This window comes from Streptomyces griseochromogenes (assembly GCF_001542625.1).
Lineage (GTDB): Bacteria > Actinomycetota > Actinomycetes > Streptomycetales > Streptomycetaceae > Streptomyces > Streptomyces griseochromogenes.
Window position 1 is genome coordinate 3,141,324 of sequence record NZ_CP016279.1, and the last position, 23,741, is coordinate 3,165,064.

Below are 23,741 nucleotides of genomic sequence, written 5' to 3' on the forward strand. Positions count from 1 at the left end.
TTCAGCGAGGCCGCTCCCCGATCAGCTCGGCAGCCTTTTCGGCGATCATGATCGTGGGTGCGTTGGTGTTTCCACTGGTGACAGTCGGCATGACCGAGGCGTCGACGACGCGGAGCCGCTCGACTCCGTAGACCTCCAGATCCGAATTGACGACGGAGTCGTGTCCGGTTCCCATGGCACAGGTGCCCACTGGGTGATAGGCCGTGGCACTTCATCTGCGGACGTGCTCTTCGAAAGCCGCGTCGCCCAGGCCGTCCAGACAGTCCAGGTCGTCACTGGCCGGCAGGTACGACCGCGCCAAATATTCGGCGAACGGTGCGCAGTGGGCGATGCCCATGACCGCTCTGAGTCCGGCGACCATGACCGACGCATCCGCGGGCACGTCGAAGTACCGGGGATCGATCAGCGGTGGGGCTTGCGGATCAGCCGACGCGAGACGGACGGTGCCGCGAGTCTGCGGGTTCAGGGGGAGGCAGTTCATCGTGAACACCGCCCGGTCAGGTACTTCCTCACCACTGAGAACGAGCGCCGTGGCCCCTCCCACCAGCTGGACGTCAGGACGGCTGGTGCCGTCCGTGACGTTGAGGAACGCGCCGACCTCGCCGTAGTTGGAGGCGAAGGGCCCGTCGCCGTGGGCGCACCACCGTTCGAGATTGTCCGGGGTGAGCAGGTCCCGGACGATGTCGGTGGAGTTCCGGGTCTCCCACACGACGGGAATCATCAAATGGTCCTGCAGGTTACGCCCGACCCCGGGCAGGGGTACTCGGACGTTTATGCCCACATCGTGCAGCTCGTCGGGATCGCCTATGCCCGACAGGAGCAGCAGCTGGGGCGAGTTGATGGTTCCGCCGCAGAGCAGAATCTCCCTGTCGGCGTGGGCCGGACGTTCCTGTCCGTCCCGGAGATAGGTGACGCCGGCCGCGCGTGATCCGTCGAGTGTGATCTTCGTTGCCATGGCGCTGGTACGTACCGTGAGATTGGGTCGGCCGAGGGCCGGGCGCAGGTAGGCGTCGGCCGTGGACCACCGTCGCCCGTGATGGCATGTCACCTGGTACAGGCCGGCGCCGGCAGGGGACGCACCCGCGAAGTCGTCGTTGCGGTCCAGTCCCCATTCCACGGCGGCGTCCAGCCAGGATTGTGAGAGTTCGTGGGTGTAGACGCGGTCCTCGACGTGCAGGGGGCCCTTCGAACCGTGGTGGGGCTCGCCGAGGCGGCGGTTCGACTCGGACTTCATGAAATAGGGCAGGACGTCGTCGTAGCCCCAGCCTTTCGCACCGTGCTCGTCACGCCAGCTGTCGTAGTCGTGCCGGTTGCCCCGGGTGTAGATCATGACGTTGGTGGACGACGAGCCGCCCAGTGTCTTGCCCCGTCACCGCCGTGTCGATGCGGCTCCGGGTCGTCCGTGGCGCTGACAGCAGGTCAGATGTGAATGAGAGGCGCAGAGGGAGGCGCCGTCGCGGGTGCTCAGCCCAGGAGCCTGGTGTGCCAGTGCGAGAAACGTTCCAGGGGATCCCCGTCCCAGCCCCAAGGCCGTGCTGTCGCCACCCCACCGAGGGCACGGAGCACGTCGGCAGCCTCTGTCAGGCGATCTGCACGAATGAGGGCGTACGCAAGCATGTTGAGGTCGGCGAGAGCTGCGGCGTGGCACAGGAATCCCGGCTGCGACCAGCGGGCGACGGCGTGATCGAGGGCCTGGGCAGCTTGTCGTTGCGTCCAGAAGAAATTCGCGCTCAGAGCCTCGATCCCGCCCTTCGACACGGCCCGCTGGTAACGGTCGACAAATGCGGCAAGCTCCAGACCGGACACCGGGGAGCCGACTGGAGCTGTCGCCCGCACCTCTTCGATGAAGTCCGTGGTCTTCGCGCTGGAACCGCACTCATCAGGTGAGAGGTAGCCCAGCAGCTGCAGATGTGCTTCGCGATTCCAGGGGTCCCGGTCCTTGACCTCCCACCACAGGGGCCGTAGCTCTGCGGCGGGACGGCCCTGGAGCCGCAGTATGCCCAGGAGTACGACCCACGGAGCGGGATCGGCCGATCTGAGGTCGGCGGCGCGGTGGCATGTGTCGACCGCGGCCGGGAGCCGCGTGGCGGAGCCGTCCCGCCGGGCATGGACCAGGTCTGACCAGGCATGGAGGACGAGGGCGTCCTGGGATTGAGGCCGACGGCGCCGCCAGGCGTGGAGCAGCCCCTGCCCCGCGGCTTCAGCGAGTACATCGAGGCGGTGCGTCCGCCGGTCCCAATCGTCCCCCGCGTCGTTGACGAGGTCCTCCACCAGCGCGACCGCGAGGTCGAGCCGGGCGGGGGAGGAGGGCCCGGTCAGCCTCCGACGGGCGTTTCCGAGGGCGACGTCATCGAGCTCCGGGGACAGACGGGGGGCGGGGCTTCTGCGGCGTCCGATGAAAGGCATGGTTTCCGAGGAGATGGTTGTGGGCGTAGGGCTCGATGCGTCGGAGCGACACGACGGGACGAGACGGCCGAGCGCCCGGGGCGCGTGGCGCCGATCGCCGCCGAGACGGGACAACGGCGAATGCCGCGGATGAGGGGGCGGGTGTGGCTCGCTATCCGTGTGTCCCAGGCGCAGGCCCGGCTCCGGATCCCATCCTCGACGGCCGCGTCAGACGGCGGATGCCGCGGCCTGCCGGCCCTGCCCGCGCCGGCGTGGAAGCAGTGCTTCCAGGGCCCAGGCGCCTGGGCCGAATACGGCGATGACCAGCAGTGCCCAGCAGAACAGCGTGGCCGCCTCGCCGCCGTCGGCGATCGGCCAGAGACCAGTCGGCAGGTGCACGGTGAAGTAGGCGTAGGCCATGGCCCCGGAACCGACGACGGAGGCGGCGCGGCTGCCCAGACCCATCATGATCAGAGGGCCACAGATCAGGTGGATGAGCGACGCGTACCAGTACGGCCACACGCCGGCCGACACGGTGGTGCCGTGGCCGTCGGCGCCGCCCATGGCGCCGAAGAGGTTGGCGATGCCGTGGCAGGTGAAGAGCAGTCCTATGACGACGCGATACACGGCAAGGAAGTGATTCTGGGTGGTGGCGGGGACGGACATGGTGGGCTCCTGCGGGGGAGGGTTTCCGGCGGTGGGAGGCCGGTGGAGCGCGGGACTGGGGCAGGACGGCGGGTAGGGGGGAGCGAGCGGTGATTCCGGCCGGTCAGACCAGGGAGCGGACGCGGCGCATGACCCGGCCGCAGAAGTCGCCGATACCGCCCGGGTCGTCGGTGAACTGGGAGGGCTTGATACAGAAGGTGGTGAAGCCCTGTTCGAGCTGAGCGGGGATATGAGCCAGTGCCTGGTCGAGGTCCGCGCAGGAGTTGTTGTCGGGGAAGACTGCGCGGGTGCCGCCGACGAGTTCCAGTTCGCTGATGTCGCGTCCTGCTTCCGCCATGGCGGCTCTGAGCCTGTCCATGTCCTCGGGTGCGGGACGCCCAAGCGGATTGAAGCCGTGACCGTGACGCACCAGCCTGCGGGTGAGCGCGTCGTGCATCCTGCTGCCGCCGAACCAGATCCGAGGGCCTTCCGGTCGGTGGGCCTTGGGCTCGAAGTGGACGTCCTGGAAGCGGTAGTGCTTCCCCTCGTACGACGCGGGGGATTCGCGCCAAAGGAGCTCCCAGATGTCCAGGTGTTCGTCGAGGAGTTGCCCACGCTTGTCGAAGGGCACGCCCAGCGCGGCGTACTCGTCCCGGCTCCAGCTCACGGTCGGCAACACGATCAGGCGTCCCTGGGACAGCAGGTCCAGGGTGCCCAACTCCCGTGCCAGAAGCAGCGGGTGACGCAGTGGGGCGAGGATCGCCGCGGCGGCCAGACGCAGCCGTGTGGTCACGGAGGCGATCGAGGCGAGCAGCAGAAGGGAATTGGGCCAGGGCGTGAAGGGGTCCTGATTGCCAGGGAGGGCATACTCACGCGGGTTGGGCATCAGGCCCTTTGCGCCCGCGTCGGGGCCGAGGACGATGTGCTCGCTGATCATGACGGAGTCGAAACCGGCGTCCTCGGCCTCTCTGGCCCAGCGGACCAGAGTCGGCAGGTCACGTCCGGAGGTGAGGGTCCAGTTCTCGCTGAGGACGAGTTGCATACGGGGGATGGGTGCTGTCAACGGTGTGCTCCAGGCAGGGCTGAGCGGGGGGTGCAAGTGGCGCGGGTCGGGCGTCAGAGCAGGTGGGAGTACTCGCGGAACTCCCAGTCGGTGACGTAACTCCGGAACCGGGTCAACTCGTCGCGCTTGAAGGTGAGGAAGGCGTCGACGAAAGGTTTGCCGAGCACTTCGGTGAGCTGGTGGTCGGCTTCCAGAGCGTCGAGCGCCTCGCCGAGGTGCGTCGGCAGCTTGGGGGCGCCGGCCGCGTCGTATCCGTATCCGCTCATCGGGGCCGGGGGCTCGGCCGCGTCGCTGATGCCCAGATGGACGGCGGCGACCAGCCCGGCGATGGCGAGGTACGGGTTCGCGGTGGCGTCGCCGAGGCGGATCTCCAGGCGCGAGCCGCTGCCGCGCTCCGGCGGGATACGCACCATGGCGCCCCGGTTGTCCAGGCCCCAGTCGATGAGCCAGGGGGCGGCGGTGTCGGGGCCGAAGCGCTTGTAGGAGTTGATGGTCGGGTTGAACAGCGCGGCGAGCGCCGGGGCGTGGTTGAGCAGCCCGGCTATCGCGTGACGCGCGGTGGCGGACAGCCCGTAGGGCTCACCCGGGTCGTCGAAGACGTTGCGCTGCTCGCTGTCGACGACGGACAGGTGCAGATGGAAGCCGGAACCACCACCGTCGTTCAGCGGCTTGGCCATGAAGGTGGCCAACCGGCCTTCGATGCGGGCGAGTTCCTTGACTGCGGCCTTGAAGCGGAAGGCACGGTCGGCTGCGTCCAGAGCCTCGGAGTGGTCGAGGTTGATCTCGAACTGTCCGCCGTCGAACTCCCGGTTGCCGCTGGTGACGCCGATCCCGAGATCGTGCAGATGACGCAGGGTTCGCAGGAGGTGTCCGTCGGGGTCACCCTTGCGCCCCACGGTGTAGACGTTGCCCGGTGCGCCGGCGTACCGGCGCCAGCCGGTGGGCGAGGCCGGATCGGGGTCCAACAGAACGTACTCCAGCTCGGGGCCCACCACGGCTGTCAGCTCGCTCTCCCGCAGCCGGCCCGTGACCTGGCGCAGCAGATCCCGGGGGGATTCGGGTGCGGGCCGACCGGTCTCCGGATCGCGTGCGTCACCGATGCACCAGGCAACGCCGGGTTCCCACGGGAGGGGAACCAGGGTGGCCAGGTCGGGACGTACGGCGATGTCGGGCATGCCGGCGTCGAGGCCGCCGGGGATGTCGGAGTGCTCGCCGAGGGCGGCGGTGTGGTAGATGGCCCGACAGAAGGCGATCCCATGGCCGATCGCGCTGGGCAGGTGGTGCAGCAGGACGTCCCTGCCGCGGTCGGAGCCGATCAGGTCGGGATACGCGACGCGTATGACGTCGATCCCCTGAGCGGCGAGCGCATCGATTCTCTGGCGGATCTGCGGAGGTGTTTCGGCGCTCACGGTTCGCTCCTCGGGGGCGCAGAGGAAGTCATGATGTAAGGAGAAATTTCCGCCTAGGCCACCATTGTGCCCTTGTGATCAAGGCTTGGAGGTGGACGGCTTTCGTTTGGTGCCAAACGATACGAGCCGTGTGGCCCCGCCGCAAGAGACCGGGCGCAACTTCTCGCAGGTCTCGCTTCTGTTCGCCCTTTGGTGTGTCCCGGAGTCAAGGCCCGACGGTTACATTTGGCAGCAAACGAATGTCCAGGTGGCGTGCATGTCGCCAGAAAGCAAGGGGGAAGTCCGTGGCCGGCCATCGATCCATCACGGAGACCGAGCGCGCAGTCCAGGCGAAGCTCAGCGGCTTCCAGCTGCAGCGCGAGCAGATGGCGGCCGTGGCGAACATCCATCGAGCGGCCACGGCCGTTCGGTCGCACCTGGAGAACTCGGTTCTGCGCCCTTCTGAACTGACCTGGACGGGGTTCGTCGTCCTCTGGGTGCTCTGGATCTGGGGCGAGTCGGAGACCTGGTCCGTGGCGGAAGAGGCGGGGATCTCCAAAGGGACTCTGACCGGGATCGCGCGCACCTTGGAGTCGCGGGGGCTGGTGACCCGCTCGACCCACCCCGAGGACGGTCGGCGCGTCCTCCTCTCGCTGAGCCCCGAGGGGGAGAAGCTGATGGAGGATCTCTTCCCTGCCTTCAATACCGAGGAAGCCTTCGTGGTCTCACGGCTCACCGTGGACGAGTGCCGTCAGCTCGCGGACGGGCTGCGCGCCGTGGTCGCGCAACTTGAGGAGCATGGGGAGGAGCGGCGCCGTGAGCTGCTGGGTGGTGCCGAGCCTGCCCCGCGCCGCTCCGGCCGGCGGTCGCGCTCGTAGTCCTGTGGCTCCTTCGGACGTGGCGCCCCGGTCGCGATCTGCGGCCGGGGCGCGATTGCCTTCCCGGGTCTCTTGTGGGAGCGGACCCCTCTGGGTATCGTACGGGCCCAAACGAATAGAGAGGCGGAGCGTTCACCGCCCCCTCTAGGGCCTTCGGTCGAGGTCCGACAGCACAACCCTCACCCCTCCCCACCGCTCGAGTGCGCAGCCGCATCCGATGCCGGCGCACTGTTCTCGGCTCCCTCACGCCGGTTTCGCCTCGACGGCCTGTCTCCCCGGACGGAGCACGCAATGACCCAGCCACCCGGACCCCCCGCAGAGCGCAGACACGACGGCCTGTCACTCATCGACGTCGTGGCACAGTCGGTCGGCTTCATGGGGCCCGTCTTCTCCGTGTCGATTCTGCTGCCGCTGCTCATCGGCGTGAACGCCGCAGGACGGGGGGCTGGTGCCGCCGCCCCGCTGGCGGTCCTGCTGGCCACCGTCGGCATGCTCGCACTCGGCTGGATCGTCTCCGCCTACGCGCGCCGGGTGAAGGCGGCGGGCTCGCTCTACAACTACGTGACCCTCGGCCTCGGCAGACGTGCAGGTGCCGCCGCGGGCCTGATGTACTACGGCGGAGTGCTCCTCCTGGGTGCCGCCATAGGCCCCCTCGTCGGCGGCTACCTCCACGACACCCTGCAGGCCGAGTTCGCCATCGAGCCGCTTCCCGTATGGGGCTGGCAACTACTGCTCCTGGCGGGCCTGATCGCCGCGGTGTATGTCGGCGTGGAGTTCTCCGTGCGCAGCCAGCTCGTGCTCGCTCTTGTTTCGGTCGGGGTGCTGCTCGTCTTCTTCGTCTACCTGATCCTCAAGGTGGGCGACGGAAACAGCATCAAGGCATTCAACCCCCATACGTCGCAGGATGGTTGGGCGGGAATCATGTTTGCCGTGCTCTACGGAGTGCTGCTCTTCACCGGTTTCGAGGCGGCGGCCAACCTGGCCGAGGAGGCCAAGGACCCGCACCGCCACATCCCCAAGGCCGTGATGTTCTCCGTCCTCGCCGCGGCGGTCTTCTTCCTGCTCGGCACCTACGCCCAGGTCGCCGGCTTCCACTTCGACCTGGATGCCATGACCAAGGCGGCGGGAGCCCCCTTGAACACACTCGCCGGAGGCGGTCCCGGCGGCTACGGCTCCACCACATGGGGACGCCTGGTCGAGCTGGTGGTCTTCCTTGACATGGCTGCCGTCTACATCGGAGTCTCGGTCTCCGCGACCCGTGGTGTGCTGACCATGGCCCGTGACGGCTGGCTGCCCAGGCCGCTCGCGTCCCTCAGCTCGCGGCGGGGGACGCCCAGCGGCGGCACGGTGCTCGTCGGCGCCGTCTACCTGGCGGTCATCGCGATGTCCGACCTCTTCCCGAAACTGCTGGCGCTTCCGGGCGCCCCCTCGTATCTGGCCGTGTACTCCTGGTTCTCGACCTTCGGGGTCTTCTGCCTGGCGGCCATCTACCTGATGATGGCCATCGGCGCGCCGCGCGGCCTGCGCGGTCAGGCCTCGGGCCCGGTGGTGTGGGCGTGTTCCGTGGTGGGTGTCCTGCTCACCGCAGGGGCCCTGTTCGGCTCGGTGTACAAGGTGCCCGCACCCACGGTGTACGCGACGTACTTCGCGCTCGGATGGTTCGTGGTGGCCGTGGTGATCGCGGTGGTCGTCGGCCGCCGGCAGGACCGACGATGACCCTCGATCGGAAACCTGTCGTACTGGTCACGGGGGCAGGCACCGGAATCGGCGCAGCGATCGCCGAGCTGGCGGCCGCAACCGGAGCCCGTGTCGCGATCTGCGGGCGACGCCGCGAGCCGCTGGAGAAGGTCGCCGATGCCACCGGCGCGATCCCGTACACCGCCGACGTCACCTCGCCCGCGGACGTCGAGCAACTGGTGTCGCAGGTCGTGGACGAGCACGGTCGACTGGACGGCGTGGTGGCGAACGCCGGGGTGATGCGCCCCGGAAGTGTCCTCGACCTGACCCAGCAGGACTGGGACGCCACCGTGCGCACCAACCTCACCGCACTGTTTCTGCTTGCCAGATGCGCCCTGCCGCACTTGGTGGAGTCGCGGGGCGCATGGGTGACCGTCAGCTCCGTCGCCGGGCTGAGAGCGCCGACCGGCGCGGCCGCGTACGCCGCGTCCAAGGCCGGTGCGGCGATGCTCACCCAGTGCATCGCCGCGGACTACGGCCCGCGTGGGGTCCGAGCCAACGCCGTTTGTCCCGGATGGACACGCACCGAGATGGCGGACGAGGAGATGCGGGAGTTCGGCGAACCGCTCGGTCTCGACCGCGAAGAGGCGTACGCACAGGTGACGCATGTGGTGCCGCAACGGCGCCCGGCCGCCGCGTCGGAGATCGCCGACGCCGTGCTGTGGCTGCTCGGCCCGCGCTCCTCCTACGTCAACGCGGCGGTGCTGACAGTCGATGGTGGCACCACCGCGATCGACCCGGGGACCATCCCGTTCGACTTCGATGTCGCACTCCGCGCGACGCGCCCGTAGCGGCAGACGAGATGTCTGACATGGATCTGGAACTGGAGGACCGTGCGGTGCTGGTAACCGGTGGTGCCAGCGGCATCGGGCGGGCCACAGTCGCAGCCTTCCGTGAGGAAGGCGCCCGCGTGGCGGTGATCGACCGGTCACCCCGGCCCCCCTGGGCGCCCGACGATGTGCTCTGGCATCAAGGAGACATCACGGACGAGGCCGCGGTCGCCCAGGCGGTGGGACGGGCGGCCGGCCGCTTCGGCGGACTGGATGTGGCCGTCGGCTGTGCGGGGGTCTCCGGCCCGATGGGGCAGAACGCGATCCGCACCAGCCGGGACGACTTCGCGCACACGGTCGACGTCAACCTCACCGGGCAGTTCCTCCTCGCCAAGCATGCGGCCGGCGTCATGCGGCGCAACGGAGGAGGGGCGATCGTCATGGTCGCCTCCGACTCCGGCTTCGTCGCGGCGCCCGGCATGGTGGCCTACTGCGCGTCCAAGGGCGGTGTGCTCATGCTGGCCAAGGCGCTCGCGGTCGACCTCGACCAGGACCGGATCCGGGTGAACTGCGTCTGCCCGAGTGTGGTGGACACCCCGATGTCGCGCGCCGATCTGGGGCTGGTCAAGGAGGGTTTCGACGGTCAGCCGTACCGGGTCCACCGCCCGGAGGACATCGCCCGTTCGATCCTCTTTCTCGCCTCCCCTGCTTCGGCAGGCGTCAACGGCACGGCCCAGGTGATCGACTTCGGGGGCCTGGCGCGCTCCACATTTCCTGCCTGAACAGGTGTGACGCCCAATTGCGCGTGAATCGTATGGGTCCAAATGAATTGTCCGTCCCTTTCGAAACAAGGAGTCTCACATGACCGGCGTCCGCGGGTTCTTCCATCCCAAGACGGCCACAGGCCGTTCCTCGCTCGTTCCGTCGCCGCCCTGGTACTACTCCGGCGACCTGATCACCGTCGAGTACCGGACCGATCCCGCACGGGTCGCCGAGCTGCTTCCGCAGCCGTTGGAGCTCGCGGACGAGGACCCGGGAGCCGTCGCTCTGATCTGGGCCGACTGGCAGTCGTGCAGCGGTTCCAGGGAAGAGCTCCTGGATCCGGTGCGCTCGCAGTACAAGGAGTGCTTCGCGGTGGTGCGCTGCAAGTACCGCGGGACGACGTACTCCCGGTGCGTATACATCTGGGTGGACAAGGACTTCGCCATCGCGCGCGGCTTCCACCAGGGGTATCCCAAGAAGCTCGGCTCGATCCACATGACGCGTCCCCACCCGTACGGCCCCGCGCCGCGGATCGAGCGGGGTGCGGCGTTCGGGGCGACGCTGGCCGCGGCGGACCGGCGACTGGCCGAGGCCGTGGTGACATTGCGCGAGCCGACCGAGCACAACGGCTTTGTCAACGGCCACCCGATGGCCCACCACCGCTGGCTGCCCTCGATCGAGAAGGGCAAGGGACTGGCGCTGGACGAACTCATCGAGACCGGCGCGGCGTCCTTCGAAGGCGGGCAGCCCTGGGCCGCCGACGCCGAACTGCGGCTCTTCGACGCGCCGACGGAGGAACTGGCCCGGCTGGAGGTGCGGGAGCTGATCGGCGCCTACTACCGGCAGGTGGGCGTCTGCTGGGACGGCGGGACACTGCTGGAGACCGGGACTTCCGGCGCCGAGTAGCGGCTCGCGAGGGTACGTCGTTGCGGTCCTGCGGGGGTTTGCCGCGCAGGACCGCAGAGGTGTGGCACGCCGACGCGGTGGCCCAGGCGGCCGGTCGCACCCGTGCGCCCACGGACTACGCCGTCATGGCGTGACAGCCGTCGGGAGGGCCTGCTCGGCCCAGATGGTCTTGCCGCGGGCGTGGTAGCGGGTCCCCCACAACTGGGCGAGCTGCGCCACCATGTAGAGCCCTCGCCCACCCTCGTCGGTCTCCAGCGCGCGCCGGATGTGCGGGGAGGTACTGCTGGCGTCGGACACCTCGCAGATCAGGCCGCGGTCCCGGATCAGGCGCAGCTGGATCGGCGGGCTGCCATAGCGGATGGCATTGGTGACCAGTTCGCTGACCACCAGCTCGGTGGTGAACTCCAGCTCCTCCAGGTCCCATTCGGCCAGCTTCCGGGTTGCGAGCGCACGTGCCTCGCCCACGACCTCGGGCTCGGCAGCCAGTTGCCAGGTGATGTGGCGGTCCGGATGCAGCCCGCGGACGCGTGCCACGAGCAGCGCGATGTCATCCTGCGGGCGGCTCGGCGGCAGGCGGCGGACCACCGAGGCGCAGATGCCGTCGAGCCGGGGAGATGCGGCGAGCTGAGGCTCGGACAACGCCTCGCGAAGCCATGTGAGATCGGTCCCGGCGCTGTCCTTCGCGGTCTCCTCCGGACGACTGGTGTGCAGGACGAGAACATCCCCGTCGTTGAGAGTCACCTCGCCACTTTCGAAAGGAGCTCCACCACGTCCAAGGGGAGGGCCGCCGGGCAGACCGAGGAGCTCCACCTTCCCTTCCGCCGAGAGACGGGCGGCCGGTGGACGCCCCGCCCGAGCCATGGCGCACCGCCGTGAGATGGGATCGAAGACGGCGTACAAACACGATGTGCCGGCCGCTCCACCGGCGAGTCCCTCCCCGCGCTCGTCCTGGAACCGGCTGACCTGGTCGTCCAGGTGGGTGAGCAGTTCCTCGGGCGACAGATCGAGATCCGCGAGCGTCCGCACCGCGGTGCGCAATCTCCCCATGGTCACGGCCACATGCAGGCCTTGCCCGGGGACATCGCCCACGACCAATGCCACACGCGCGCCCGACAACGGAATCACATCGAACCATGCGCCCCCGAGCACCGCACGGCCGCCTGCCGGCAGGTAGCGCGACGTCGTCTCAACGGCACGGAGTAGCGGCAACTGCTGTGGCAGCAGATTGCGTTGGAGCGCCATCGCCGTCGCCCGCTCGTGGGTGTAGCGCCTCGCGTTGTCAATGCATACCGCCGCACGCGCCACGAACTCCTGGGCCAAGAGCACGTCATCCGCCTCGAACGGATCTGCACGCCTGAAGCGCAGGAAGACCGCCGCCCCCAGCGGGGCGCCTCGTGCGAACATCGGTACCAGAAGATACGAGTGGGTCCCGTACTCGCGGACAAGGGCGGCCCGTCGGGGATCGACCGGGGCGAGCTCGGCGATCACTTGCTCCGTTGTCAGAAACAAGGGCTCGCCCGTGGTCAGCGCCCGGCCGAACAGGGCACCCGGTCCCGAGGTGAACGAGTCGACCTCTCCCGTGGCGACCACCACCTCCGTCGGGCTTTCGGGGGTGGAGGAAGTCGCCGCCCGCCGCAGCGGCACCGTCTCGGCGATGGGGCCGAGTACCGGCTCCTCGCCGCCGAAGACAGGGTCGAGCAGGTTGACGAACGCGTGGTCGGCGAAAAGCGGGACGGCGACATCGGTCAGTTCCTGCGCGGTGCGCAGGACGTCAAGAGTGCTTCCGATCTTCGCGCTCGCGTCGTTGACCAGCGCCAACCGCTCCCGGGCCCTGACCCTGTCGGTCACCTCGAACACGGCGTGCGCCAGTCCGATGACCGCCCCCGAACTGCTGCGCAGCGGCACGATCGTTTCCGAGAACGCCTGGTCCCGATGCGGGGCCTCGGAATCGCGGGCGCGCACCTCTGTGGCTACGAGGGCCTCCCCGGTGGCCAGGACCTGTTGTTGCCGGGCCTCGAAGGCCGCCATGTCCAGCACCCCGGCCGGCGCCACGTCCCGCATGGTGCGCCCGATCACGTCCTGGTCCCGGAAGCCCTTCAAGCGTCGCGCGTTCTGCGCGACGAAGCGCAGCTGGGCATCGAACACGTCGATGTGGAAAGGTGATTCGGTGAACAGGCCCCGCAACAGCGCGCGGCCGAGATTCTGCCGCCGTACGGCGTCTGCGCTCTGCGCACGGATGAGCCATTGCCGTTCACCGGTGGTGGGCACCAGGGGCTGAGCCCACAGTGCGGCCTCGACCCGGCTGCCGTCCCGATGTCTCAGGGATACGCGGCAGAGGGCGGTTGTCTCCCCTGCCCGGCAGCGCTCGGTGAGTCGGGCGGCGTCGCTCTGGGCGTGCAGCAGGTCGGTTCCGTGCTGCCCGCGTATCTCGTCCGCCGCGTAGCCGAGCAGCTGCTGGGCGCCGGGGCTCCAGCTCGTCACCACGCAGTTCGCGTCGAGGGTGGCGTATGCCTCGGCTTCCTCTTCGGGGAGATTGTCGAGGGCGTCATGGAACGGGGCGTCGCTCATGTGTCACCCCCACTCCGCGACTCGCGGCACTCGGAAGTGCGATGCCCCGGTGGGGTCCGCGGCCGCATTGCGGGAAGCAGCCTTGTATCTCCGCTTGGACCATCAACTGGACTGCAATTCTATCGTCGGGCGAACTGCCCTGCCGGTCGGCAAGCTGCTGCGACCAGGGCGGCGAAAAGTTCCTGCTGAGCGGCGTCATACGAGGCGGTGTCCTCGGGGTGCCACTGGACGCCGAGGAACCACCCTGCACCGTTGGGTCGCTCCACGGCCTCGACGGTGCCGTCGTCGGCGGTTGCGACGACGCTCAGCCCGGCGCCGACGCGATCCAGGCACTGGTGGTGATAGCAGGAGATCTGGGCCTTCTCCACCCCCAGGACCCCTCCCAGCAGCGAGCCGCTTTCGATCGCGATCGGGTGCATCCGGGGGCGGTGATCTGCGTCGGGGCCGCCCATCGTCTGGCGCAGCGTGCCGCCGAGGGCGGTGTTGACCACTTGCAGCCCACGGCAGATGGCGAGCATGGGCAGTGCAGTGTCCAGGGCGTACCGGGCGAGGGCTAGGTCGAATGCGTCCTGCTCGTCGTCCACGTCGTAGATGGATGCGTGGGCCTCGGCGGCCTCGTAGCGGTGCGGGGCGAGATCGCCGCCCCCGGGGAGTACGAGTCCGTCGCAGTGCTCGAGGCGTCGGGCGATCTCGTCGGGGTCGGCATGGCCTCCGGGTGCGTGCGGGTGCATGGTGAACGGTTCGCCGCCCGCATGGTAGACGGCCTCGATCAAGGCGCGGGCGTTGACTTCGGCGGCGTAGCGCAGGGCGGCTGCGGAGTCGGAGAAGCGGGCCGGTACGGCGATCAGCGGGCGGCGCGTCACAGCCGGATCCAGGTGGTCTTGAGCTCGGTGAACTTCTCCAGGGCATGGGCGGACTTGTCACGGCCGTTGCCGGACTGCTTGTAGCCGCCGAAGGGGACGTTGAGGCCGCCCTCCTCGTAGCAGTTGACCCACACGGTGCCGGCCCTGAGCTGCCGGGAGACCTGGTGGGCGGTGCCAAGGTCGCTGGTCCACACCCCGGCTGCCAGCCCGTAGTCGCTGTCGTTGGCGAGTGCAACGGCCTGTTCCGTGGTGTCGAAGGTCAGGACGGCCAGGACGGGGCCGAAGACTTCCTCGCGGGCGATCCTCATGTCGGGGGTGACCTGGTCGAAGACGGTGGGTTTCAGGTGAAGACCCCCTGGGTGGGGCAGCGGGGATCCCCCGGTTCGCAGACGGGCGCCGTCCTGCTTCGCATGGTCGATGTGGGCGAGAACGGTGTCGCGCTGGCGGGCGGTGGCGACCGGTCCCATCTCGGTGGTCGGATCGAGTGGGTCGCCCACCCGTAGTGTGCCGGCACGTTCGACGATCAGGTCGATGACCTGCTCGGCGATGGAGGTGTGGACGAGCAGGCGGGAGGGGGCGGTGCACATCTCGCCGGCGTTGAAGAAGATCCCCCACGCGGCGGTGGCCGCGGCCTCGCTCAGGTCGGGTGCGTCGGGGAAGACGATGTTGGGGGACTTGCCGCCGAGCTCCAGCCAGACCCGCTTGAGGTTGGAGTCGGCGGCGTAGCGGAGATAGTGGCGGCCGACGGCGGTGGAGCCGGTGAAGGCGAGCACGTCGACGTCGGGGTGCAGGCCGAGGGCCTGTCCGACGGCCCGGCCCTGCCCCGTGATCACGTTGAGTACACCGTCGGGGACACCGGCCTCGGCGGCGAGACGCCCGAGCCGCAGCGCGGAGAGCGGCGTCTGCTCGGAGGGCTTGAGGACCACGGTGCAGCCCGCCGCGAGCGCGGGGGCGATCTTCCAGGTGCCGAGGGTGAGGGGGAAGTTCCATGGCACGATCGCGGCCACCACGCCGATCGGCTCCCGGGTGACCAGGGCCAGCGCGTCGCTGTGCGTCTGAGGGGCCTCGTCGGACAGTTTGTCGGCGAGTTCCCCGTAGTAGCGCAGGGTGTTGGTCACGGCCCGCAGTTCGATGCCGTACGCCTCGGTGACGGGCTTGCCCATCTCCAGGCTTACCAGCAGGGCCAGTTCGGCGCGGTGCTCTTCGACCAGGTCGGCGAAGCGCTGCAGGATGCGACCCCGCTCGGTCGGCGACAGGCGAGGCCAGGGCCCGTGGTCGAAGGCGCGACGTGCGGAGGAGACCGCGCGGTCCACGTCGGCGCCGCTCGCGTCGGCGACCTCGGCCAGGACCTGTCCGTCGCGGGGCGAGACCAGTGGGAAGATCCCGGCTTCTCCAGGGGCGTCGGTTCCGTCGATCAGATGGTGAACGGGCGGCGTGAGACGTGCCGCCAGGGTCAGCCATTCTTCGTGGGTGGCAGGTGGCATGGAGCCCTCCAGCGATTATGTTTGGGCTCAAACGATACACGCCTCGAAGGTGTTGACCAGTCCCTTCGGGCTCGGCTAGCTTGTTTGGAGCCAAACGAAATCTGGAGGCTTTGACATGTCCCCACGGCGCGACACAGACGCGACCGAGGCGAGAGTCGCCGGCGTCGCCGTCGACACCCGCCACTGGATAGGCGGCGAGCGGGTGGCGTCCGCCGACACCTTCACCACCACCTCACCGATCGACGGCAGCCCCCTCGCCGAGATCGCCCGCGGCGGCGCCGCCGAGGCGGCCCAGGCTGTGGCAGCGGCACGCTCCGCGTTCCCGGCGTGGGCCGCGACCTCACGCGAAGAGCGAGCACGCATTCTGCACGCCATCGCCGACGGCATCGAGAAGCGCATCGAGGAACTGGCCGTCGTCGAGACCGCCGACAACGGGGCGCTCCTGCGCTCCCACCGGCGCGGCGTGATGCCCCGGGTGGCGCACAACTTCCGCTTCTTCGCCGACTGGCTTCTCACCCTGGACCACGAGGACTTCGAGACACGCGGCCACACCAACCACGTCTCCTGGGACCCGGCCGGCGTCTGCGCCCTCATCACGCCGTGGAACGCGCCGCTGATGCTCGCCACCTGGAAGGTCGCCCCGGCGCTCGCGGCGGGGAACACCGTTGTCCTCAAGCCCGCCGAATGGTCGCCCCTCACGGCGTCGCTGCTCGCCGACATCGCGGCCGAGGCGGGGCTGCCCGCCGGAGTGCTCAACGTCGTCCAGGGTTACGGGGAAGAGGTCGGCGCCGCTCTTGTCTCCGACCCTGGAGTGGCCCGGATCAGCTTCACCGGCTCGGTACCGACGGCCCGCCACATCGCCGCCGCCGCGGCGGCCAACCTGGTCCCGGTCAGCCTGGAGCTCGGCGGCAAATCACCGCTGCTGGTCTTCGCCGACGCCGACCTCGACCTCGCCGTGGACCTCGCGATCGAGCAGTACGACAACGCCGGGCAGGTCTGCCTCGCGGCCACCAGGCTGCTGGTCGAGGAGAGCATCGCCGAGGAGTTCACCGCCCGCTTCCTCACGCGAGCCCGGAAACTCAAGCAGGGCGACCCGCGCGACGAGGCCACGGACATCGGCCCGAACATCCACCGCGACCATGTCGAACGCATCAACGGCTTCGTCCTGAACGCGATCGACGACGGAGCGACGGTGCTGCTCGGCGGCAGCCCCAACTACCACCTGGGCGGGCTCTACTACCAGCCCACCCTCCTGGCCGTTGTCGCCCCCGACGCCGCGATCGTCACCGAGGAGGTCTTCGGGCCCGTCCTCACCCTCCAGACCTTCGCCACCGAGGACGAGGCCGTCGAGCTGGCCAACGGCACCCGCTTCGGCCTCGCCGCCACTCTCGCCACGGGAGATACCGAGCGCGCCACGCGCGTCAGCGAGCGGCTCGTCGCCGGAACGGTCTGGGTCAACTGCTTCTTCGTCCGTGACCTCCAAGCCCCCTTCGGCGGGTCCCGCCAATCCGGCATCGGGCGCGAGGGCGGCACCTGGAGCTTCGACTTCTACTGCGATGTCAAGAACACCGTGACCGCGCCGAAGGGATGGCACACCCATGGGTGAGATCGTCGGCGCCGGCCTGCTCGCACACGTACCCACCATCATGCTCTCCGAGGCCGCTCGCCGGGAGCTCAACCACGGCCAGGACACCACCCTCGTCGGCGGGTTGGAGCAGCTGCGCCGCGAGGTCTTCGAAACGGCCGACTACGACACCGTGGTGCTGCTCGACTCCCACTGGGCCACCACCGTCGAGTTCGTCGTCACCGCACACGACCGCCGCGCCGGGCTGTTCACCTCGGAGGAACTGCCGCGGGGGATGTGCCGCATCCCCTACGACTTCCCCGGCGACCCGGAACTCGCCCACGCGATCGCCGCCCAGGCCGACAAACACGGCACCTGGATCACCCCCATCGACGACCCCTACCTCCCCATCTACTACGCCACCGTCAACCTCTGGAAATACCTGGGCGTCGAGGGCAAACGCTGGGTCTCCATCGGCGTGTGCCAGACCGGAGACACCGAGGACCACCTACGACTCGGCCGCGCGCTCGGCGACGCCATCGCCGCCACCGACCGCAAGGTGCTGCTCATCGCCTCCGGCGCGCTGTCGCACACCTTCTGGCCGCTGCGCGAGATCCGCGACCACGAGGCCAGCCACCCCGAGCACGTCTTCACCCCCGAGGCCCGTGACGCCGACCTCGAACGCATCGAGTGGTTCCAACAGGGCCGCCACGACCGGGTGCTGAAGGCCATGCCGGACTTCCTGAAGCACAAGCCCGAGGCCCGCTTCGGCCACTACCTGATGATGGCCGGCGCCCTTGGCGAAGAGCGCCTGACGGCCTCCGGCCGCCTGTTCAGCAAGTACGAGAACTCGGTCGGCACCGGACAGGTCCACCTGTGGTTCGACCGGCCCGCGGGCGGCTGGACGGCCCCGCGCTCAACCGGCGCCCTGCGCCACGACATCCACCACCACGTCGACCCTCACCATGACGAGGAGGCACCCCTCCATGCCTGAGTACCGCCGCATACTCCTCGACGGCGCGGTCTTCGAGGTCATCCGTGAAGGCGACGAACTGGTCGCCGCCGACGGACGACGCGTAAAGATCGCTGAAGCCCACCACCTTCCGCCGGTCGTCCCTTCCAAGGTCGTCGCCGTTCACCTCAACCATCGCAGCAGGGTGGAGGAGTTCGCCACCTCACTGCCACCCGCGCCCACCTACTTCCACAAGCCGACCTCCGCGCTCAACGCACACGGCGGCGCGATCGTCCGGCCGGACGGCTGCAAGTACCTCAACTACGAGGGCGAAGTGGCCATCGTCATCGGCCGCACCTGCCGCAATGTCTCTCCCGCCGAAGCGGGTGACTACATCGCCGGATACACCATCGCCAACGACTACGGCCTGCACGACTTCCGGGACACCGACGCCGGATCCATGCTCCGCGTCAAGGGATCGGACACGCTCTGCCCGCTCGGCCCCGGGCTCGTCACCGACTGGGACTTCCGGGGCAAGCGGCTGCGCACCTACGTCAACGGCGAGGTGGTCCAGGACGGCTCCACCGACGAGATGGAGTGGGACATGCACTACCTCGTCGCCGACATCGCCCGCACGATCACCCTGTACCCCGGTGACGTCCTGCTCTCCGGCACGCCCGCCAACTCCCGGCCGGTGCAGCCCGGCGACGTCGTCGAGGTGGAGGTCGAGGGGCTCGGACGCCTCACCAACCACATCGTCATCGGACCGGTGGCCGTACGTGACGACTGCGGGGCCCAGCCGACCACCTCCGAAGAGGTCCTTTCCACCGCCCTGGGCGGCGATTGGGAGTTCCGGGGCATCCGAGCGCCCCAGCGGACCTGACTCTCCACACTCCGGTACCGACCTGCCCGACAGGTCGGTACCGGGCTCGCAAATGGACATGCCCCCTCCGTCGAACAGTCAGGAGTGAATCCCTGTGGACCTCGGATTCTGGCTCAGCGAGGCTGTGGTCTCGAACGAGGACTGGTCCGCCGGCTTCGGCCCCTACCAAACGCACCCGGCGCTGGAGGTCGACGACGCCCGGTTCGCTGCAGCATTCCGGGAATTTGCCGAGCGCCTGAAGGACAACTACCCCTTCTTCCACCCGCGTTACGCCGGACAGATGCTCAAGCCACCGCACCCGGCCGCGATCGTCGGATACCTCACCGCTGCGCTCGTCAACCCCAACAACCACGCCCTGGACGGCGGCCCGGCCACGGCCCGGATGGAGCGCGAGGTGGTCCAGCAGCTGGCCGGCATGTTCGGCTACGACTCCCATCTCGGCCACCTCACCACCAGCGGCACGATCGCCAATCTGGAAGCCCTCTACGTGGCTCGCGAGACCCACCCCGGGCGCGGCGTCGCATACAGCGCCGAGGCGCACTACACACACGGCCGGATGTGCGGGGTCCTGGGGATGGAAGGCCATCCGGTCCCGGTCGACGACCACGGCCGGATGGACCTCGACGCCCTGGAGGACCTCCTGCGCGCAGGGAAAATCGGCACCGTCGTACTCACCGCGGGCACCACCGGCCTCGGGGCGGTCGAGCCGATCCACGAGGCCCTCGCCCTGCGCGAGCGCTACGGCGTGCGCATCCACGTGGACGCCGCCTACGGAGGCTTTTTCACCCTGCTGGCCGGCGCGGAAGGTCCCGAGGGACTGCCCGAGGCTCCTTGGCGTGCCATCGCACAGTGCGACTCGATCGTGGTCGACCCGCACAAGCACGGCCTGCAACCCTACGGCTGCGGGGCGGTCCTGTTCCGGGATCCGGAGGTGGGCCGGTTCTACCTGCACGACTCCCCGTACACCTACTTCACCTCCGAAGAGCTGCACCTCGGTGAGATAAGCCTTGAGTGCTCGCGAGCCGGCGCGGCTGCCGCAGCCCTCTGGCTCACCTTCCAGATACTGCCGCCAACCCGAGAGGGGCTCGGCCAAGTGCTGGCCGCCGGCCGCCGGGCGGCGGTGCGCTGGGCGGGACTGATCGAGGAGTCGGAGCGCCTGGAGCTCTATCAGGCCCCGGAACTCGACATCGTCACCTACTTCCCCGTGACGGAGCCGAAGGCTCTCTCCCGGATCGACGAAGCCAGCGCCATGATCCTGCACGCGGGTATGAACGACACCGAGGATCCGGTGTTCCTCAGCACACTCCGCGTCTCAGCAGACGCCTTGACGGCCCGTCACCCGAAGGTCACCGCGGACGCGGACGGGGCTCGGACCCTTCGCAGCGTGCTGATGAAGCCCGAGTCCGAAGGCTACGTGGACCACTTGCACGCCCGGCTGGAAGAACTCGCGCGGTTCTGATCACCGGCAGAGCCGACAAGAGATGCAAAGGAGGCCGTCTGTGCGAGCGCTGATCATCAAGCACGACCACCTGTCCACACCGGGTTACGTGGGGGAGAGGCTCACTCAACGAGGCTACGTACTCGATGAGTTGCTCGTTGTCCCCGAGTCGCGCTTCACCGATCCTGGCGTCGGATGCACCTTTCCCGAGGTGGTGGATATCGATCTGGTCGTCGCCCTGGGGGCGCCCTGGTCGGTGGATCACACCGACCTGATCGGATCATGGATCGCGCCCGAACTGACACTACTGGGATCGGCGCACGCCGGTGGGATCCCCGTGCTGGGCATCTGCTTCGGCGGCCAGGCGCTGGCGACCGCGCTCGGCGGCCGAGTCGAACGATCCCCGCGCTTCGAGCTCGGCTGGACCAACATCCACACCGACGCGCCCCGGCTCGTACCGGACGGCCCCTGGTTCCAGTTCCACGGTGACCGGTGGGTACTCCCGCCCGGAGCCCGGGAGATCGCCCGCAATGACGTCGCTTCTCAGGCGTTCGTGCACGGTCGCAGCATGGGTGTCCAGTTCCACCCCGAGCTCACCCCGGAGACACTGGCGGCATGGCTCGCCCATGGTGGCGATGCCACGGCAAGTGGGCTGGGCCTGGACCCTGGTGAGCTGCTCGCCCGCACGCGCGAGGACGCGCAGGCTGCCCGGAAGCGGGCACACCTGCTGGTCGATGCCTTCCTGGCACTGCCGTGCTCCGGCAGTTCGCCGGCGCGACCGGCAACCACATCTCCTCCGGCTGCGATCGAAAGAAGACGGGAACTGACATGACAGCACCTGATGCGGCGACCGAGAATCCACGCGGAGAGCATGATCTCCCTGATGTGTCGAGTTTGACCGTCGGCGTTCTCGGCGGAACCGGCGACCTGGGCAGTGGTCTGGCTTACCGGCTGGCCAAAGCGGGGCAGCGGGTGGTGATCGGCTCGCGGAGTGCCGAACGGGCCGAAGCTGTCGCCGCCGAGCTGGGGCTTGGCATCCGAGGCGCGGACAACGCCGCTGCCGCCGCGGCCGGCGACATCGTGATCATCGCGGTCCCCTGGGACGGCCACCGCGCTGTCCTGGAGTCCACCCGTAGGGACCTCGCTGGCAAGGTCGTCATCGATTGCGTCAATCCACTCGGTTTCGACAAGCAAGGCGCCCATGCCCTGAGACCCGACGAAGGAAGTGCTGCCCAGCAGGCCGCTGCTCTGCTGCCGGACTCGCATGTCACCGCCGGCTTCCACCATGTTTCCGCGAAGCTGCTGTTGGACCGGGAGGCAGAGCGGATGGACACCGACGTCATGGTCCTCGGCGACTCGCGTGCGGCCACTGACATCGTCCAGGCTCTGGCCTGCCGGATCCCTGGCATGCGGGGAATATTCGCCGGTCGGCTGCGCAACGCCCACCAGGTAGAGTCGCTGACCGCGAACCTGATCTCGGTGAACCGCCGCTACCGGGCGCACGCAGGGCTGAGGGTTACCGATGTCTGAGGCCAGTTGGCCTTCGACCGGTAGGAACAGCGCCGTCACCCTCGGACTGCCGGCTGCTTCCCGACGCCATCCAGGCTTCTGACCGACAGCGCTGCCGTACGGGCGATTCGCACGGCCGCCAGCCAGCCGCCCACCACATCGGTGGGCCAATGGACGCGCAACGCGATGCGGCTGAGGCCGACAATGGCGGCCACCGCGCCGGCCACCGCTCCCGAGCGAGTGACCAGCCCGGTGGCCAGCAGAGCCGTCGCGGTGTGCCGGGAGGGAGGACTCGCCCCTGTGCAGTGTGCGAGTAGCTCGACTGGACCCTCCGCACTGAGCAATCTCGGTCTGGCCTGACGGCCCGTCCTGCCGGGCTGCGGTTGTCGAAGTGAGCCGCCGGGAACGGCCGTTGACGGGCTGTGCTGGCGGGGGTGCAGCTCTTCCGCTGGGAAGATCCTGAATCTTGTTGTGAGGTAGTCAGGCTTGGTGTCGATGCAGGCGAAGGCGGGGTCGGCGGCCCACGCGAGGAGAAGGCGGCTCTTCTCCGGGTAGCTTGCTGCTCAGTCAGTTGGTGGCGGGTCGATCCCGAGGACCGGTAGGCACTCGCCAACGGCGACGAGATTGATGTCGTCGCGCCGCCGCTTGATCCACTGCTGCCGGGTCAGCCTCCACTGTTTGATCTCCGCCGGCTCGCCACGCCGGGTGTCCCAGGCGACGCCGTTCGGCACGTACCCCAGAGCTTGGGAAACACGGTTCGAGGCATGGTTGTCGAAGAAGGCATCGCTGCTCGCCTCACGAGCCCCCAACCCATCGAAGGCCAGATGCAGCACCGCCTGCCGCATCTCCTTGCCCAAGCCGCCGCCCCGAACGTCCGGGCTGAGCCAGGAAAAGGTGTGGACCGTACCGAACGCGGCGAAGTCGGTGCCGATCAGATCCTGCATGCCCACCGGCTCGCCGTTGACGACCACGACGAAGTACAGACGCCAAAAGTTCGCGCTGACCCGGCCCCGGCCACGCCACACCCCCTGCAGCCAGCCCCATTCGCGCTCTGGGCTGTCCGCATACAGGGATATCGGATCGTCGAAGGGCCACGGGGGCTGCCCGACCACGCCCTTGCGAACCGTCGGGACCAGGCGCTCCAGGAGCTCGTCCGTCGCTCCTAGCAAGGACAGACGGGGTGTGTGCACCTGCACGTTCAACGGGGGATATGCAGACAAAGGCGAGGCAGCCATCGGCATGGGCGCAACCCTATGGGCCGACCAACATGGCGCGCATCACATATTCGAGGTGTGGCTCCGCTGACGGGAACGTGAGCGGAGGCAGCTCTGATCGGGGTGTGTTCGGGTCTTTCCGTCTCTACCGTGGCCGTGGAGGAGGCGACTTTGATGGGCTCATTGCTCGAGGAATTGGAGGCCCGCGAGGCGATTGTCCGAGTGCGGGTGGAGGCGCTCGAGTCGCAGATCGCGGAGCTGACGGCGCGGCTGGAGGCCGAGCGGGTCACCACCTTCCTCGCCGTCCGCACCTCGAGGCGACGCTCCAGCGTCGTCCGGTCGGCCTTGAGATGGACCAGTTCCCAGCGACAGCCGTGGCTTTCAAACAGCGCATTGTAGTCGTCGCGGGCGGCCCGACTCCAGAAGCCGTAATCCACCACCACATCGCGCCCGGTCATTATCAGCTCCACCAGTTCCTGCCTCTGCTCGCGGCGGACCTCTTCCTTGAGCTGATCGAACGCCTCGGCCTCCATCGCCAGGCCGGCGTCGCGCTGCCCGAGTCGCTGCCAGACCACCTCGTCGATCGAGAGCCGAACGTAACCGCGTCGCACCAGCTCCATCGCGAAGGTGGTCTTGCCCGCTCCCGGAAGACCACACATCAGCACCATCGTGCTCAATCGCTGTGTCACGGAGCCAGGTTAGACCCGGAAAACACGCCCTCCTCAGTGGCGA

21 protein-coding genes and 1 pseudogene are annotated in these 23,741 nt (G+C 68.7%); 11 read left to right on the plus strand and 11 right to left on the minus strand.

Features of this window, described 5'->3' with window-relative positions; translation table 11 throughout:
• Position 1 precedes the first annotated feature (1 nt).
• The 5 genes and pseudogenes from AVL59_RS13395 to AVL59_RS13415 form a co-directional block, all read right to left on the minus strand.
• Positions 2-1,357: pseudogene (locus AVL59_RS13395) on the minus strand (GMC family oxidoreductase).
• A 107-nt stretch (positions 1,358-1,464) separates the two neighbouring features.
• Positions 1,465-2,406: a hypothetical protein gene (locus AVL59_RS13400; RefSeq protein WP_067303289.1), complete on the minus strand. Its 942-nt coding sequence runs from the start codon at positions 2,404-2,406 to the stop codon at positions 1,465-1,467.
• A 207-nt stretch (positions 2,407-2,613) separates the two neighbouring features.
• Complete coding sequence (locus AVL59_RS13405; RefSeq protein WP_067303292.1) at positions 2,614-3,051, minus strand: DoxX family protein; 438 nt, start codon at positions 3,049-3,051, stop codon at positions 2,614-2,616.
• A gap of 103 nt (positions 3,052-3,154) precedes the next feature.
• A complete protein-coding gene (locus AVL59_RS13410; protein ID WP_308281837.1) occupies positions 3,155-4,093 on the minus strand; it encodes a TIGR03619 family F420-dependent LLM class oxidoreductase in 939 nt (312 codons plus the stop codon).
• Positions 4,094-4,146: 53 nt separating this feature from the next.
• The gene (locus tag AVL59_RS13415; RefSeq protein ID WP_067303298.1) at positions 4,147-5,502 is read right to left on the minus strand and encodes a glutamine synthetase family protein; all 1,356 of its coding nucleotides are present in this window, start codon (positions 5,500-5,502) and stop codon (positions 4,147-4,149) included.
• A gap of 284 nt (positions 5,503-5,786) precedes the next feature.
• Between AVL59_RS13415 and AVL59_RS13420 the strand changes: the two genes are divergently transcribed.
• From AVL59_RS13420 to AVL59_RS13440, 5 genes are all read left to right on the plus strand, one after another.
• Positions 5,787-6,359, plus strand: coding sequence for a MarR family winged helix-turn-helix transcriptional regulator (locus AVL59_RS13420; protein ID WP_067303300.1), 573 nt, complete (start codon positions 5,787-5,789; stop codon positions 6,357-6,359).
• 291 nt (positions 6,360-6,650) lie between these two features.
• On the plus strand, positions 6,651-8,075 hold the full coding sequence (locus AVL59_RS13425) for an APC family permease (protein ID WP_067303303.1): 1,425 nt from the start codon (positions 6,651-6,653) through the stop codon (positions 8,073-8,075).
• Positions 8,072-8,887 carry an SDR family NAD(P)-dependent oxidoreductase gene (locus tag AVL59_RS13430; protein ID WP_067303306.1) on the plus strand — a complete coding sequence of 272 codons (816 nt, stop codon included), beginning with the start codon at positions 8,072-8,074 and terminating at the stop codon, positions 8,885-8,887. The genes AVL59_RS13425 and AVL59_RS13430 overlap by 4 nt, the downstream gene beginning before the upstream one ends.
• A 20-nt stretch (positions 8,888-8,907) precedes the next feature.
• Positions 8,908-9,648, plus strand: coding sequence for an SDR family NAD(P)-dependent oxidoreductase (locus AVL59_RS13435; RefSeq protein WP_067303308.1), 741 nt, complete (start codon positions 8,908-8,910; stop codon positions 9,646-9,648).
• A 79-nt stretch (positions 9,649-9,727) separates the two neighbouring features.
• Complete coding sequence (locus AVL59_RS13440) at positions 9,728-10,534, plus strand: acetoacetate decarboxylase family protein (protein ID WP_067303314.1); 807 nt, start codon at positions 9,728-9,730, stop codon at positions 10,532-10,534.
• A 123-nt stretch (positions 10,535-10,657) separates the two neighbouring features.
• Here AVL59_RS13440 and AVL59_RS13445 read toward each other — a convergent pair whose 3' ends face one another.
• The 3 genes from AVL59_RS13445 to AVL59_RS13455 form a co-directional block, all read right to left on the minus strand.
• On the minus strand, positions 10,658-13,102 hold the full coding sequence (locus tag AVL59_RS13445) for a SpoIIE family protein phosphatase (RefSeq protein WP_067303316.1): 2,445 nt from the start codon (positions 13,100-13,102) through the stop codon (positions 10,658-10,660).
• A gap of 119 nt (positions 13,103-13,221) precedes the next feature.
• The gene (locus AVL59_RS13450) at positions 13,222-13,965 is read right to left on the minus strand and encodes a gamma-glutamyl-gamma-aminobutyrate hydrolase family protein (protein WP_067303318.1); all 744 of its coding nucleotides are present in this window, start codon (positions 13,963-13,965) and stop codon (positions 13,222-13,224) included.
• The gene (locus AVL59_RS13455) at positions 13,962-15,449 is read right to left on the minus strand and encodes an aldehyde dehydrogenase (RefSeq protein ID WP_067303321.1); all 1,488 of its coding nucleotides are present in this window, start codon (positions 15,447-15,449) and stop codon (positions 13,962-13,964) included. Before AVL59_RS13455 ends, AVL59_RS13450 begins: the two co-directional genes overlap by 4 nt.
• A 115-nt stretch (positions 15,450-15,564) precedes the next feature.
• Here AVL59_RS13455 and AVL59_RS13460 point away from each other — a divergent pair, with 115 nt between their 5' ends.
• The 6 genes from AVL59_RS13460 (at position 15,565) to npdG (ending at position 21,816) form a co-directional block, all read left to right on the plus strand.
• Positions 15,565-17,055, plus strand: a complete 1,491-nt coding sequence (locus AVL59_RS13460; RefSeq protein WP_067303324.1) for an aldehyde dehydrogenase — start codon at positions 15,565-15,567, stop codon at positions 17,053-17,055.
• Positions 17,048-18,007: a 3,4-dihydroxyphenylacetate 2,3-dioxygenase gene (locus tag AVL59_RS13465; protein WP_079146678.1), complete on the plus strand. Its 960-nt coding sequence runs from the start codon at positions 17,048-17,050 to the stop codon at positions 18,005-18,007. Before AVL59_RS13460 ends, AVL59_RS13465 begins: the two co-directional genes overlap by 8 nt.
• Complete coding sequence (locus AVL59_RS13470) at positions 18,000-18,848, plus strand: fumarylacetoacetate hydrolase family protein (RefSeq protein ID WP_067303326.1); 849 nt, start codon at positions 18,000-18,002, stop codon at positions 18,846-18,848. Before AVL59_RS13465 ends, AVL59_RS13470 begins: the two co-directional genes overlap by 8 nt.
• A gap of 94 nt (positions 18,849-18,942) precedes the next feature.
• A complete protein-coding gene (locus AVL59_RS13475; protein ID WP_067303329.1) occupies positions 18,943-20,307 on the plus strand; it encodes a pyridoxal phosphate-dependent decarboxylase family protein in 1,365 nt (454 codons plus the stop codon).
• 40 nt (positions 20,308-20,347) lie between these two features.
• Positions 20,348-21,118, plus strand: a complete 771-nt coding sequence (locus AVL59_RS13480) for a type 1 glutamine amidotransferase (RefSeq protein ID WP_067303332.1) — start codon at positions 20,348-20,350, stop codon at positions 21,116-21,118.
• Positions 21,115-21,816 (plus strand): NADPH-dependent F420 reductase, encoded by a 702-nt coding sequence (gene npdG, locus AVL59_RS13485; protein WP_067303335.1) that lies wholly within the window; start codon positions 21,115-21,117, stop codon positions 21,814-21,816. The genes AVL59_RS13480 and npdG overlap by 4 nt, the downstream gene beginning before the upstream one ends.
• A gap of 35 nt (positions 21,817-21,851) precedes the next feature.
• On the opposite strand, the gene AVL59_RS56360 is transcribed toward npdG, so the two are convergent.
• The 3 genes from AVL59_RS56360 to AVL59_RS51270 all read right to left on the minus strand — a co-directional run bounded on the left by AVL59_RS56360 (position 21,852) and on the right by AVL59_RS51270 (position 23,698).
• Positions 21,852-22,292 (minus strand): phosphatase PAP2 family protein, encoded by a 441-nt coding sequence (locus AVL59_RS56360; protein ID WP_079146680.1) that lies wholly within the window; start codon positions 22,290-22,292, stop codon positions 21,852-21,854.
• 66 nt (positions 22,293-22,358) lie between these two features.
• Complete coding sequence (locus tag AVL59_RS13490; protein ID WP_237281870.1) at positions 22,359-22,991, minus strand: GNAT family N-acetyltransferase; 633 nt, start codon at positions 22,989-22,991, stop codon at positions 22,359-22,361.
• A gap of 2 nt (positions 22,992-22,993) precedes the next feature.
• On the minus strand, positions 22,994-23,698 hold the full coding sequence (locus AVL59_RS51270; RefSeq protein ID WP_159399911.1) for a P-loop nucleotide/nucleoside kinase family protein: 705 nt from the start codon (positions 23,696-23,698) through the stop codon (positions 22,994-22,996).
• Positions 23,699-23,741: the final 43 nt, after the last annotated feature.